The organism is Chitinophaga sp. YR573 (assembly GCF_900110995.1).
Taxonomy (GTDB): domain Bacteria; phylum Bacteroidota; class Bacteroidia; order Chitinophagales; family Chitinophagaceae; genus Chitinophaga.
Map to the genome: position 1 here is coordinate 177,187 of NZ_FOJF01000003.1, position 14,386 is coordinate 191,572.

10 protein-coding genes are annotated in these 14,386 nt (G+C 42.1%); 6 read left to right on the top strand and 4 right to left on the bottom strand.

Annotated elements, in window-relative coordinates; genetic code table 11:
- Positions 1-85: 85 nt before the first annotated feature.
- Both BMW86_RS32905 and BMW86_RS27190 read right to left on the bottom strand, forming a co-directional pair.
- Positions 86-259, bottom strand: coding sequence for a hypothetical protein (locus BMW86_RS32905; RefSeq protein ID WP_177189413.1), 174 nt, complete (start codon positions 257-259; stop codon positions 86-88).
- Positions 260-263: 4 nt separating this feature from the next.
- On the bottom strand, positions 264-791 hold the full coding sequence (locus tag BMW86_RS27190; protein WP_089786135.1) for a hypothetical protein: 528 nt from the start codon (positions 789-791) through the stop codon (positions 264-266).
- A gap of 241 nt (positions 792-1,032) precedes the next feature.
- Between BMW86_RS27190 and BMW86_RS27195 the strand changes: the two genes are divergently transcribed.
- From BMW86_RS27195 to BMW86_RS27210, 4 genes are read left to right on the top strand one after another with little or no spacing between them, the layout of a single operon-like run.
- A complete protein-coding gene (locus BMW86_RS27195) occupies positions 1,033-1,728 on the top strand; it encodes a carboxypeptidase-like regulatory domain-containing protein (RefSeq protein WP_089786137.1) in 696 nt (231 codons plus the stop codon).
- Positions 1,703-2,200 (top strand): GNAT family N-acetyltransferase, encoded by a 498-nt coding sequence (locus BMW86_RS27200; protein ID WP_089786140.1) that lies wholly within the window; start codon positions 1,703-1,705, stop codon positions 2,198-2,200. The genes BMW86_RS27195 and BMW86_RS27200 overlap by 26 nt, the downstream gene beginning before the upstream one ends.
- A 33-nt stretch (positions 2,201-2,233) precedes the next feature.
- Positions 2,234-2,611, top strand: coding sequence for an SRPBCC domain-containing protein (locus tag BMW86_RS27205; RefSeq protein WP_089786143.1), 378 nt, complete (start codon positions 2,234-2,236; stop codon positions 2,609-2,611).
- A complete protein-coding gene (locus BMW86_RS27210) occupies positions 2,611-3,084 on the top strand; it encodes a hypothetical protein (RefSeq protein WP_089786146.1) in 474 nt (157 codons plus the stop codon). Before BMW86_RS27205 ends, BMW86_RS27210 begins: the two co-directional genes overlap by 1 nt.
- Here the strand turns inward: BMW86_RS27210 and BMW86_RS33075 are convergent.
- Together BMW86_RS33075 and BMW86_RS27220 are read right to left on the bottom strand one after the other, a co-directional pair.
- Positions 3,079-4,998, bottom strand: a complete 1,920-nt coding sequence (locus BMW86_RS33075) for a glycoside hydrolase family 97 protein (protein ID WP_218149239.1) — start codon at positions 4,996-4,998, stop codon at positions 3,079-3,081. The genes BMW86_RS27210 and BMW86_RS33075 overlap by 6 nt on opposite strands.
- A 90-nt stretch (positions 4,999-5,088) precedes the next feature.
- Positions 5,089-9,246, bottom strand: a complete 4,158-nt coding sequence (locus BMW86_RS27220) for a sugar-binding protein (protein ID WP_089786148.1) — start codon at positions 9,244-9,246, stop codon at positions 5,089-5,091.
- A gap of 411 nt (positions 9,247-9,657) precedes the next feature.
- On the opposite strand from BMW86_RS27220, the gene BMW86_RS27225 reads away from it, so the two are divergent.
- Together BMW86_RS27225 and BMW86_RS27230 are read left to right on the top strand one after the other, a co-directional pair.
- Positions 9,658-10,758 carry a hypothetical protein gene (locus BMW86_RS27225; protein ID WP_143056709.1) on the top strand — a complete coding sequence of 367 codons (1,101 nt, stop codon included), beginning with the start codon at positions 9,658-9,660 and terminating at the stop codon, positions 10,756-10,758.
- Positions 10,759-11,103: 345 nt separating this feature from the next.
- Positions 11,104-14,382: a SusC/RagA family TonB-linked outer membrane protein gene (locus BMW86_RS27230; protein ID WP_089786152.1), complete on the top strand. Its 3,279-nt coding sequence runs from the start codon at positions 11,104-11,106 to the stop codon at positions 14,380-14,382.
- Positions 14,383-14,386 lie beyond the last annotated feature (4 nt).

The following is a 14,386-nucleotide window of genomic DNA, read 5'->3' on the forward strand; positions in this document are numbered from 1 at the left end:
CGTCTCAGTATTACTGAGACGGCCCTTATTATTGTGAGGAAATATTATTAGTACGTACAATGTACAGAACTTCCCGATAGAGTAATCAAGCTGGTTGTTTTATCTTTTTGCGAACAGACATCGTCTTACTTGCATGTTTTTTGGCCTGTTTTGTTTTATACTCACGGATATATTGGCTAATTGCTCCCTTTTCCTTTTGGGTTAAAGGCTTAGAATCTACAACAAAATCAACATCTAAAGGCTCTCTTATCAATCCCATTGTTTTATGATTTAAAGTATTTATCAATTAATTTTTTTGCTGCCTCAGAATTAATAATCATAAGGCTTCCTCCAAAATGGTGTGCTCCAAGTGACTGTACATAATGATCAATCAATTTTGATTTTGCATGAAAGGAAACGAATCCTTCAAAACCACGTTGAAAAGAAAGTCGGCAGGCATATGCAAGAAGGTTTCCTGGAACACCTAAATAAACTTTGCCTTTACCCTTGTTAAAGGGAGCACTTTCTATAAGATGCATATACACATGATCCTCTTGTATTGTTAAACTTACCAATCCTTGAATAATATTGGAATTATTTTGAATTGTCAGTTTATAAACTTCTCTTTCGACCAGGCTTAATTCCTTTTTCCAGTCAAAGCTCCAGCCATTTTTCTTTATTACCGATTTTAGATCACTTTTGGTAAGATACGAAATTTCTGTGGGAAAACTATCTCCAGTGACCACATTTTCGATAGAACGGGTCAGTTTATCTACTTCAAAATCAAGGTATTGAATGTTTTTCTTCTTCACAATGCAAATTTATGAAAAATAGGGCATTCTCTTAGTATTGAAAGCATATTCATCCTTCTTCGTGAATTTATTTACACCAGCTAATCTTCGTAAGTGTATGGCCTGGACAGCATTGTTCCGTTGACGTGTACAATAGATCTTTCTGATTGCAAGTCTATCAAAGGTTTGGGGAGATTCTTAAATAAGGGACGGAATTACACCTCATAAAAATTATTAACTTAGAATCCGAAAACCTCTCTTCATGAAGAAATTACTGCTGATCCTTATATATCTCCTGCCTGCAATCAGCAGTTTAGGGCAGCACCTGCTAAAGGGTACAGTAAAGGGTGAGGACAGCATCCCAATAACAGGTGTATCCATTACCAACAAAACTTCAGGAGTAATTACCACCAGCGATACTACCGGACACTACACCATTCCTGTCAAAACAGGAGATACCATTTTTTTCAGAACATTGGGGTATCTGCAATCTGCCTACGTAATGGCTGCCGGGAAAACAACCCATAATCATATCATGGTAAGGCAGTCGATTCAATTGCAGGCGGTTAGAATAGCAGGCAGCAATTACAAAAGAGATTCGATACGTTTTCATGAAGAATATGAGAAGAGTTTTGGCTTCCGGCGACCTAAATGGTATGAAGTATATAAAATAACAGCAGTAGATATTCATCAACTGTACAAAGCTCTCTCCATCAAAAAGAATAACAAGAAGTCGAAGTTTAAGAAGCAGTTAATAAACTATGAACATGATGAATTTGTGAATTATAAATACTCTCGTGAGATAGTAAATAAACTAACAAATCTAAATGGAGATACACTCTCTTTATTCATGGAGCAATATCATCCTACCTATGATTTTATGAAAGATGCTACTGATTATGATCTCTACGAATTTATAAAGAAAAGCTACAATGAATACCTCAGTAAGAATAAGTAACCTGGAAGAAAAAGATTGGCCACAGGTCAAAGATATTTACGAGAAAGGCATTGCCTCGGGCAACGCTACCTTCCAGACAACAGCCCCTACATGGGAAGAATGGGACAGGGGGCATGTCAAAACCTGCCGTTTGATTGCAATTAAAGATAACATCCTGGGCTGGGCAGCCCTCAGCCCGGTATCTGCAAGAGCGGTATATGCCGGTGTAGCAGAGGTAAGCATCTATATTCACCCCGATGCCCAGGGGCAGGGGATAGGAAGTCTGCTGATGGAGGCATTGATAAAAGAAAGCGAACAGCAGCATTTCTGGACCTTACAGGCCGGGATCTTCCCGGAGAACATCGCCAGTATCCGCTTACATGAAAAACACGGTTTCAGGCTGGTAGGGCGTAGGGAAAGGATAGGGCAAATGAATGGTATCTGGAGGGATACCGTGTTGATGGAAAGAAGAAGCAGCGCCATATTTCAATAAATTGGGGTAATTTTGCGCTTTATCAATAGTAGTATGAAGGATTATAAGAAACATTTTGTGGTTCCTGCACCACCTGAAGATATATACAAAGCATTGACGAACCCGGCTACCATTCAGCTGTGGACAGGCGAACCTGCAGAGATGTCTGACGTAGCAGGCTCTGAATTCTCCCTGTGGAGCGAAAGCATCACCGGTATGAACCTGGAGTTTGAAAACGATAAGAAGATCGTGCAGGAATGGTATTTCGGAGAACAGGAAGAAGCATCTATCGTAACCATCATCCTGCATCCCAGCAAAAAAGGAACTGATGCAGAACTAAGACATACCAATATCCCCGACGAAGCATACGACGATATTGTAGAAGGATGGAACGATGCTTATTTTGGTGCTTTGGTAGATTTTTACTCCTGATGAAAGCTGCCGGTCTTACCGAAATAAAGAAAGAATTAAATGCTGTGCCTCCTGCCCAACTGGTAGAGTTATGCCTGCGACTGGCTAAATTCAAGAAAGATAACAAAGAGCTGCTTTCTTATTTGCTTTTTGAATCGCATAACCTGCAAGGCTATATCGAGGCTGTAAAAGAAAACATAGATACTGAGTTTGCCGCAGAACCCGGTAGAAGTCATGTTTATTTTATTAAGAAACACTTAAGAAAGATACTTCGTAATACTAATAAACAGATCAAATATACAGGCTCTAAACAGGCTGAAATAGAACTGTTACTGTATTTCTGTACCAAAGTAAAAGAAGCTGGTATTAAAGTGAATGATAGCCTGGCATTATCTAACCTGTATCAGCAGCAACTCAGGAAAATTGAAAAAGCTATTTCAGCTCAACATGAAGATCTGCAATATGATTATCTCCGGCAACTAGAAAAGTTATAATGCCCGAAGCCTTGCCACATAACCACCACCTTCTTTCATATCGATCTTAATCTTTTCCCCCGCCTTTATTTTTTTAGTAATCTTTGTCAGATGTGTTGGTTGTTCTCCGGCATCTTTCGCATCCTGCCAGATCTCCATTTCATAATCCCCGGCAGACAGAAAATCTAACTGCACCGTCAATGTCCTTTTAGACTCATTGGTCATAGCTCCTATAAACCAGTCATTTCCACTTCGTTTAGCCAACGCTATATATTCACCGGGATAACCATCCAGTACTTTAATATCATCCCATACAGTAGGTACAAGTTGCAGAAAGTCAGCTCCTGGTTGTCCGGTCACATGCTCCGGATCTTCACAGAAGACAGTAAAAGGACTCTCATAGATCACAAATTTGGATAACTCTGCACAACGCGTATTCATGACCTGCGTAGGCGACTGTTTTTTAAAATCTTTGGGAGTTACATTAAGAAACCCGCCGGGTGTATAGTCCATTTGACCCGCCAGCATACGTGTAAATGGTAATGTTACATTATGCCTGGGTGTAATTTTATCAGAGAATTTGGAATATTCTTCTCCCATCACCCCCTCCCGGGTGATCATATTAGGATAAGTGCGGATGATGCCATCTGGTTTATAAGCCCCATGAAAATCTACCATCAGATGATGTTTGGCAGCCGCTTTTATGATATCATGATACCAGTTCACCATCTCCTGATCATCTCTATCCATAAAATCTATTTTCACACCTGCAATCCCCCATTTCTCATATTCAGGAAAGGCTGCTTCAAAATTATTATTACTGTTTACGTCTGTATTATACAGCCACACCCAGCACCGTACATTTTTCTCTTTTGCATATCGCAGTATTTCAGACATATCAAGCTGCGAGGCTGTTTTGGTGATGTCTGCTTCCGGCTTATCAAAAGTGCCGTACCATTGCCAGTCTATCAGCATATAAGGCCATCCCATTTGTGAGGCGAGATCTATATATCTTTTGATAGTAGGCATATCCATTTTCACTTCACCGCTCCACCAATGGTCCCAGGCGCTCATACCCGGTTTAATCCATGAGGGATCTTCAATCGCACAGGGTTCATTCAGGTTCTGAATGATCTCAGAGGCGATCAGGTCACCTGGTTTTTCAGCCAGCATTACCACGCGCCAGGGAGTAAACAATGTATCTGAAAAGCGGACCTTCACACCATCTTCTGGTTCACCCGGTAAGGGGGCGAGTTTGGTCGTTAAGCCAATTGATTTACCTAAATAGAATCCCGGATAATTATTGATATTCGCTTCTGTAATGGCTGCGTAACTGCTTTTGTTCAGTTCTATCAGCATGGGTAAACCTGCAATGGTATGCTCGTTTACTGAATCAAGAGGACGTGCATTAAATAATCCTTCCTGTGAAGTTGAATAACCCCCATATTCCGCCATCCATGCTTTTGTGCTACTGGTAAACCTGAAACCAGTGAGTTCTTTTGTAATCTCACGATTACCTGTTTTCCTGCTTCTGTATAGTTTATACCGGAATGCGATACCATCATTATAAGCCCTGAAAAAGAGATCCATCCGGCGCATTAAACCACCTTTTTCTTTTAGTCTTATCTCAATCTCACGATAATTATTATTGATACTGGCATGTTTGGATTTTACTACAGGTGTCCAGGTATCGTTTACTAAACGAGTGATCGTATCGAGTATTGCCATATCTGCCCCCATTGCCGGTTCATGCTTAAACTCAAAACCCAGTGAAGAAGGAGATATCAGCGGAGTTGCATCCTTATTGATACTATACTCCAAAACGCCCGCTGTATTTATGTGAATGGTAATCCTGTTATCCGGAGAATTGATAGAGATATCCTGAGCAAATACACGACAACTAAGAATGCAAAGAAGGAATAACAGTCCTTTCATAGTGGAAATATTTATTAAGTGTGCATGTGACACAACTGTAATATACAAAAAATCGCCTGTTTCAATAGAAGAAACAGGCGATTTTTAATATTACTGAATGAGCAGCTTCTTCGTAAAGCTCTTATCTCCAATAACATATTTCACAACATATACCCCCTTCGGTAATTGCTGTAAATCCAGCAATACCTGAGGTTGTGCTTTCGTTGTATACACCTGTTTACCATTCAGGTCATACACAAACAAATGCCCGTTAGTTGTGTTCCCTGATATCAATACTTTCGCACGTCCGTCAACAGCCGGATTCGGCAATATCTTCATATCAGGTTGTACTATTTCTTTGGCAACAGCTACCGCTAAAGCGGCAGGTAAGGCAGACGATAATACCACGGTGCCATAATCAGCTGTACTCAGATAATTATTAATCGTACCAGCCCATACTGCCTGACCATCTCTTGCTCCGCCATTGTCATCATCGTCATAACCTGCATCAAACCCGAATGTCAGACCAGCAGCAGGAGTAAGGCTCAGTTGTGACCATGGAATACTGATTTCTACTGTATAACCGCCAGAGATAGCAGCATAGGCATGTTGTACACCTGTAACCGCTACCTTACTGAAAAGCGTGCTGCTGTTATATGCTTTAATGAACTGGTTATCCCTTCCATCAAAGCTACTCAGCTTGTTATTATTGGCATCAATAAATATTTCCACGGCATCATTATCCCATGAATCCGGCGAATCACTGTATAATGAAGCATCCAGTACTTTCACCCCAACATACAAATTAGTATTATCCCATAACACGCCAAAAGTGGCAGTATTATTAGGAGAACCTATAGTAGTTTTGGCAATGGATTTGGAAAGATTCCAACTGCTCTCATTTAAATTACCATCCACAGTAATAGTACCTGCAGGATAAGCGGTTAAAGCATTTGGATTGCTCACCGTACCAACAGTCACCTGTACCTGATCAGCAGCGGTTAAAGTACCATCGCTGACAGTCAGCTGGAATACATAAGTACTGCTATTCGTCAATCCTGTGATAACCGGATTAGCAACAGTTGTACTGCTAAACGTCACAGCAGGACCGCTTACTTTCGTCCAGCTGTAAGTCACTGCATTGCCTTCCGGATCACTACCGGTACCCTGCAGGGTTACCGACGTTGTATTCGCTGCCAGTGTCTGATCATTACCCGCATTCACAACAGGGGGCTGATTAGCCGTACCATTGCAGGTAGTGAGGTATACAGTACCAAATACGGCAGGGTTCTGGAAAGCGGTTGTATTGGCCGCAAAAGAGGCAATCTGCGCATCGCGGGTACCACCATTATCATCATCATCGATCTGTACATCCAACCCCAATGATTTCCCGATGGAAGGAGAGACGCCGATAGTAGACCATGGAATAGCTACTTCCAGGTTGTATCCTGTAGTGGTAGCATATTGTTTAAAGTTGATACCGGTAGTTCTGTTGACAGAATAACCACCTACATGAACGGTATTATCACTCCAGCGGAAACCCAGCTGGAAATCATTGATACCATCATACGCAGTTCCTTTGCTGTTATCTCCATCAATAAATATTTCCACTACATCATCTTCCCACCAGCTATCCCCGGAATCTGCATATTTAGTGGCATCATTTACTTCTACCAGTAAATAGAGATTCGTATTATCATACAATGCACGCCATTTACCGGCATAGTCAGCAGGCAGAGATCCCAGTATTACATTACTGATATTCTTCACTGGCGCAATCGCCCACGCTCCATCAATCGTCTGATCGATAACAGGAACTGTACCGGATACCTGTGCAATAACAGGTGCCACACAAGGCGGGTTATCATTATCTGCAATAGTTATCACCGCAGTGGTATCACCACCAAGATTATACGTACTATCTTTTATAAGGGATATCCGCAATGTCTCAGGGCCTTCGAAACTGGCATCATCTATCGGAGTAATAGTGATAGTTGCGGAAGGATTCGCTGCTGTAAGTGCAATTGTGCCACTCAAAGCAGGCGTATAATCGCTACCGGAAGCTGTACCACTAACCGTATATTTCACATTGATAGTTTGTGAAAGAGAAGATGTACTGATCGTGAACACACCGGCAGCACCTCCTTCAGCTGCCGCAGGAGTAGTCGCTACTACGTTCACACCGGGCTGTATCGTTACTTTACGTGTAGCCGTAAAGTTACCGCTGACGGTAGTGACAGTAATGATAGCAGTACCATAACCTACCGCAGTAACTTTCCCGCTGGCATCTACAGTAGCAACTGCTGTATTGGAGCTGCTCCAGGTAACATTCTTATTCGTAGCATCCACAGGTAATATATCCGCAGAGAGCTGGAGTATTTGTCCTGTTGTTAGCGTAGTATCATTGGCAGGTTTGATGCTCACACCGGAAGTAGGAATATTAATATTCTGGATGATGAGCTGGAAGCTGTTATTTTTATTGATATAAGCACCGGATTCCGCATTCGTCACTGTCAGATTATTAAACGTGGCAGTTTGTGAACCTGCCTGCACATACAGGCCAAATCCGCCATATACGTCCGCAGGTACATCGCGTACTACAGGATCAAGACCGGTACCATCAATTGTAGTATTGTTGAATACCAGGTGATGAATACCGTTCCCATAAATCTGAATAGCATCACGCTGGGAACGTAAAATAGTATTGTTATCAAACTGCATATTGAAAATTCCGCTGCCGCCTGCATAGAACTCTATGGCACCGCGTTTCTGGTCCCACAGGTCATAGCTGCTACCACAACCGGACATGGTATTCTCGTACACTTTAATCACATCCCCTGGATATTCGAATGTAAATCCGGGAAAGTCATTTGTAAAGCGGATAGCAGATCCTGCTATACCATCTTTGATGAGGTTATGATGTATCTCATGACCAGTACCTCCAAACAGTGCAATACTACCAGCTCGCCAGTTATCTTCAATCGTATTATATCTGAAGATATTATTCCGGCAAGTCTGATTATTACCGGCAGCATTAGCTGGCCATACCGCTAAACCATCATCTCCGTTATTACGGACACTGGATTGCTCTACAACAGAATTGGAAGTACCCTGACAGAAATTCACACCATCTGCATAGTTATTCCTGATTCGGCATTTAGAGATCACCAGGTCTGTGGTCACATCAATAGGATATGGAGGATCGTATCCAGCTATCCAGAACCCGCACTCAAAGTGTTCTACCCATATATCATGAATACGTGATCCTGATCCGTAAGTACCCATAAAACCTTTGTAGGTCTTATACATTTCTCCTGGTAAACGGGGATTGGCTTCATCATATTTCAGGCGATCATTGTTGATAGTATTTAATGAGAAATTAGAGATCTCTACATTACTGGCGCGGGCCATAATACCACCATAGAATTGTTTGTCGGTAGAGAAATACACTTGTGTATACCACACACCTGCTCCCTGTATTTTCATATTGCTGACATTCAGTGGCAGCTTATCACTCAGCAGGAATCTACCTGTGGGGATATACACGTTTTTACCCTGAGCGGCAGCAGCAGCGATACATGCATTGAATGCGGCAAAGTCGTCTGTCTGATCATCTGCTACAGCGCCATAAGCTGTAACGGACAAATAATTAGCAGGTTGTGGTAGTGCAACTGGTACCGGTTCCAGTTCAATAAAATCCACACCATAAGTAATAGCATCGCCATTATCTTTTTTAATAGCAATGGTAGCGCCGGCATTAATGGCATTGTCCAGTCTGAAGTGTACTTCATCAAACCGCATGAAGGTTTTACCACCAGGTGTTTGTACGGGATCTGCCTGTGGGAAGTACTGATACGCCCAATAAGAACTAAGCGCAATCGTCTTCACTTTAGTGCCATTGACATACAATCCGAGGGAGCCGGTCAAGCCAGCGCCGGTATTGTCATCCGGCATGGTAAACCGAAGGTTTACACCTTGTGCAGATTGTGTGGCCGTCCATTCAATACTGGCATTGTTAGCGGCCAGACTCACATACTTTTGATCGGATGCTTCCGATGCGATGTCTGTCTGGATGAACTGCGGTGATTGCTGTAATGCAGCACCGCCGCTTAAAGTGCCGTTATCCGCCTCATAACGGACGTAAGGCAGCTGATAGGCGCCGCGTGGCAGTCCGTCGCTTTGTGCATGGGCGTTGGTAAATAAGAGCAAAAGCAATATCCAGCCGGGTAATTTTGGCAGGACCGAGGGAAAAGAGTGGGTCTTTCTCATTGTTGATAGGTATTTAAAATGGATAACAATTGTATCAGTATTTAACGTGGTAATACCAAAGGAAATGAAGAACTGCTTACCCGGCAATTAATACAGGGGAAATATAGAAAACAGGCAGCCGATAAAGAACAGAATCTACTGAATAATAAGGGTATACGAATTTTACAAATATAGACGGGTTATGAGCCATAAAGGACTATTAATTAGAACGTGTTAAGGTGTAAACCTATTTTAGGACTAGATAGATCATATACAAAGAAATGATGTAGAATTAATAAGTTCCTGAAACTCATTTCATGACTGCTGTATCATTGCTGCATAAGGAACTAATTTAGTGTTTAAACCTATAATTGTTGAACATATTGAGAGCCCAAATATTGTTTCCCCATTATTAATCTTTAAATAAAACCAATGAGAACTAAATCCATGTATGTAGCTGCATGTTGTATTTCCATGCCCCTACTGTTTGGCGCCTGCTCCAAACAGATGAAAAACGATCCACTGTCCCTTAAAAGCGGCATCGCCGCCGCAGCTCCTGATCCTGACGGGGCAGCCTTGCATAAGTTCCTAAGGCAAAATGGTCCTGCATTTGAAACATTTACCATCAGCACACAGGAGCAGAGTGTGATTAAAACGAGATCAAGTACCACCTATACGATCTCAAAGAACTCTTTGATAAAACCTGATGGTAGCCCTGTATCCGGTAGCGTGCAGATTTCTATTAAGGAAATAAGTACCCCTGCCAATATGATTTTTGCTGATAGACAAACCGGTACTAAGAACGGAGACGCTCTCGTATCTTACGGGGAGTTCTTTGTCCGCGCGCAGCAAGGCTCCACTACACTTAAACTACGAGCAGACAGTGCCATCAAAGTACAGGTTCCTGCCAGGGTAGACATCAAACAAATTCCAATGTGGGACGGAGATACCACCGTAACCGTTTCTACTTCCGGTTATGACTACATTAATCAGTTTATCACCATCACTACCCAGGTAAGTGCAAATAAAGGAATAGACTGGCAACAGGTTACTACTCCCGGTTCCGCCTATGCGTTATTTGATGGTACCACCAGTACGCTCAATTTCCGCCTGGATAGCCTGATTAAATGGAGAAACTGTGATGCGTTAGCCAGCAGTCCGAATCCTAAAACAACCGTACTGGCTTATTTTAATACCAATTACAATCCTGCCACCGGAACCAGCTATAGTGGAGAAGAGCCTTCTATGCTGTATTTCAAACCTACAGGTCAGAATACGATCATTAAGTTCTACAATACTATCTTTACGCCACCAGCAGGTTTTGAAGGATTCCTGAGTTATCAGAATACCATTCCTGTTGGTCAGCAGGGGACTTTCTTAGCTATTTCTTCTATTGCCGGTGTATTTTATGCAGAGAAGAAACTTGTGACGATAGCAGCTCCCGTAGGTAGCTTAAATTATACCACTGTTAGTTTTAATCCGGTTCCTGTTTCAGCAACTGCATTAGTAGCACTGATTAACAGTATGAATTGATAAAAAGAAAGGGCTAAGAATACAAGAGTATCCTTAGCCCTTTCCATAATGTAAAACACTAACACTCGCCGATAAAATCTCCCTATTAATGGATTTCTTAACTTAACACTTTGTTAATTATAATAAGTTTAACCTCAGATTCCTGCCAATTAATCTTACCTGTAATTTTAGCGCACAACAACGGTTTTTTGCAAGTAAACATGCAACCAATAAGCTTATGATTTAACATCTAAGAGAAACGTAACTTTCTTCCAATTACCCATGTATTTTATTTAGTGAACTGAAATCAAGATCTGGTCAATAAGGCCGGGGGGATAACTATTGCCTTAAACACAAACAAAAAAAATGCAAAGATCGTTAATTGTATGTACGGTCCTGTTCCTGCTATGCACCTATGCCGCCATAGCCCAGGAAAAGAGATCCATTTCGGGAACTGTTCAGGATGAAAAAGGAATGCCATTAATTGGCGTAAATGTTCAGGAGAAAGGCAGCACAAACGGTACTACCACAGACGCCGCCGGTAAGTTTCACTTACAGGCAAAATCAAATGCAATACTGGTTTTTTCTTACATCGGATTCCTGAAGCAGGAACAACCTGCTACAGATAATATTACTGTTAAACTCGCGGCAGACAGTAAAGGATTAAATGAAGTGGTAGTAACCGCCATGGGTATTAAAAAAGAAGTACGCGCATTAGGTTATGCTGTCAGTACCATCAGTGCAAAGGAAATCACACAAACAGGGAGTTCAAATTTTGCATCGGCTTTATATGGTAAAGCAGCAGGTGTGAAAATTGTATCTGCTCCGGGTGGCGCTTCCAGCGCGGTTTCCGTACAGGTGAGAGGAGTATCTTCTGTAGGATTAAGCACACAGCCTTTGTATGTAGTAGATGGTGTGCCCATCAGGAATTACAGCGATCTTACTTCGGGTTCTTTTGGTACTACCAATTCAAGAATTGATGGTAATGGTGCTTTAGACATCAACCCTGAAGATATTGAAACACTCACTATATTAAAAGGCGCCAGCGCCAGTGCACTCTATGGATCAGAAGCTACAAATGGCGTAGTAGTGATCACTACAAAGAAAGGTGTGAAAGGAAAAGGATTAGGCGTGGAACTGAATTATATTGTCAGCCAGGAGAAACTCGCTTCCAGTCCGGATTATCAGAATGAATACGGTCCTGGTTATGATGCACAGACAAACATCACCAACGGTATCGCAGACGCAACAGGATGGATAACAGATTCCGATGGTTCCAAACATCCTTACTACCGTGCCTACGACCAGTTCGGCCCTAAATTCGATAACAGTACAGTAAAGTATTGGGATGGCAGTAGCAGGACATACGCCGCACAGAAGAACAACTACAAAGACTTCTATGAAACCGGTTACAACTCTGCACTGAACGTTGCGGTATCCAATGCCAGCGATAAAGGAAGTTTCCGTTTCTCATATACCCGCACCGATTACAAAGGTATCATGCCGGGAACAAATCTGAATAAGAATAACTTCAACTTCAACGGTACATTAAAACTGAGTAACAACGTAAGCGTAGACCTGGTATCTACTTACAATAACAACTTTACACATAACCGTGCTTATGTGATGAATACTATCTTCGGCTCTTATGGCGGATTCTTCAGTCGCTTCGATGATATGAATACTTATAAGAATAAGTATAAAACTTCCGATGGATATAAATACGTTGCTTATAATAACAGCAGTTATGATCAGGATGAAAAACTGGCCTATAATATCCGGGCTACAAACATACTGGACTACTTCTGGACTAACCTCAGAAACAGCTACGACGAGAATCAGAACCGCTTCATCAATAGCGCTACTTTAAATGTAAGTCTGCTGGATAACCTGAAATTCAGGGGTAGAGTAGGGAGCGATTACACCGGCTGGAATGCTACCGATAAAGAATATAATTCACAGCCTGCATCACTGGGTTATACCGGTGCATACGGTGTGGAATCAAGAGCCAACAACGTTACTTACGGTGATGCATTGTTAGTGTACAGTCCTAAAATAACAAAAGACCTTGGCCTTTCTGCGACAGGTGGTTTTACCGCACGCAGACAAAAATATACCTACAATAAAATCTCAACAGTAGATGGTCTTGTATCAGAAAACTGGTTCTCTCTGGCTAACTCTGCGAGTGCATTGTCCGCTTCATCTGCCCGCGCAGAACAACTGGATGTAGCCAGCTTCGGTACCTTAGACCTCAACTATAAGAGCTTCTTATACCTGGAAGGGACTGCCCGTTATGAATCTACTTCAACACTACCATCAGGCGCTAACAGCTATTTTTACCCATCCTTCAATGCAGGCTTCATCCTGTCTGATGTGGTGAAAATGCCAAAGTATGTTGACTATGCTAAATTAAGGGCTTCCTACGGTTTTGTGGGTAATCACCCTAACCTTTACCAGTCGAATGTAATGTATACACAGTCTACTGTGTCCTACGACGGATCCAACCTGTTGTATCAACAGTCAAACAGCAGCGATTTCGGGAATGAGAAATTAAAGTCTGAGAAGAAACGTGAAATGGAGTTTGGTCTGGAAACAAGATTGCTGCATAACAAGATCACAGTAGATTTCAGTTACTATAACAACAAGGTAATGGATCAGATCCTGACCCTCAGTACTGCAGCATCTACAGGATCTACTTCCAAACTGGTGAATGCAGGTGATATCTCTAACTATGGTTATGAGGCAGCTATCAGCGCTACGCCAATCGTTGCTAAAAACTTTTCCTGGAATACACGATTCAATTTTGCTATCAACAGGAATAAGCTGACAGCACTCTCTTATAATGCTACCAACTTAACCAGTGCTTCTTATGATGGTGGTTATCTGATCGTTCGTTCTGACGTGGGAGATGCATTAGGTAATATCTATGTACACCCAAGAACAAAAGATGCAAGTGGTAATGTGCTGGTAAATGATAACGGTATTTATACTACCAATACCAACGCATACGAATACGCCGGTAACATCATGCCGAAAATAGTAGGCGGTTTCTCCAATACATTTACTTACAAAAGCTTTGCTTTAGATGTAACACTGGATTACCGCTTTGGTGGTAAACTGGTATCCATTCCTACCTACTACCAGATTGGCGCCGGTATGTATGAAAGTACCCTGCAATACAGGGACGCAGCACATGGTGGTATTGCCTACAACGTGGTAAGCGATGCTACTGCTGAGTATACAGCTGCTACCGGTGGCTCCCGCAACGATGGTGTTATCCTTAAAGGTGTAACAAGCGCGGGTACAGCCAACACCAAAGTAATTACCGCAGCCATGTATTATGAGAATAATTTCGACTGGGAAACAAACGGGGATTACGCTGCGGCAGTATTCAACAACAGCTACATCAAAGTACGGGAAGTAGCACTCACTTATAGCATGCCTAAAAGCATCGTTTCAAAACTGCATTTCCAGGGATTACAATTAGCGCTGATTGGACGTAACCTGTTCTACATCTATAAAACATTGCCTCATGGTTTAGATCCTGAAGTAGCTGTAGGTTCTTCCTGGCTGAGTCAGGGTGTAGATGGTGGTACTGCTGGTCCTACCAGGAGTTTAGGTGCAAGCCTGCGGGCACGTTTTTAATCAA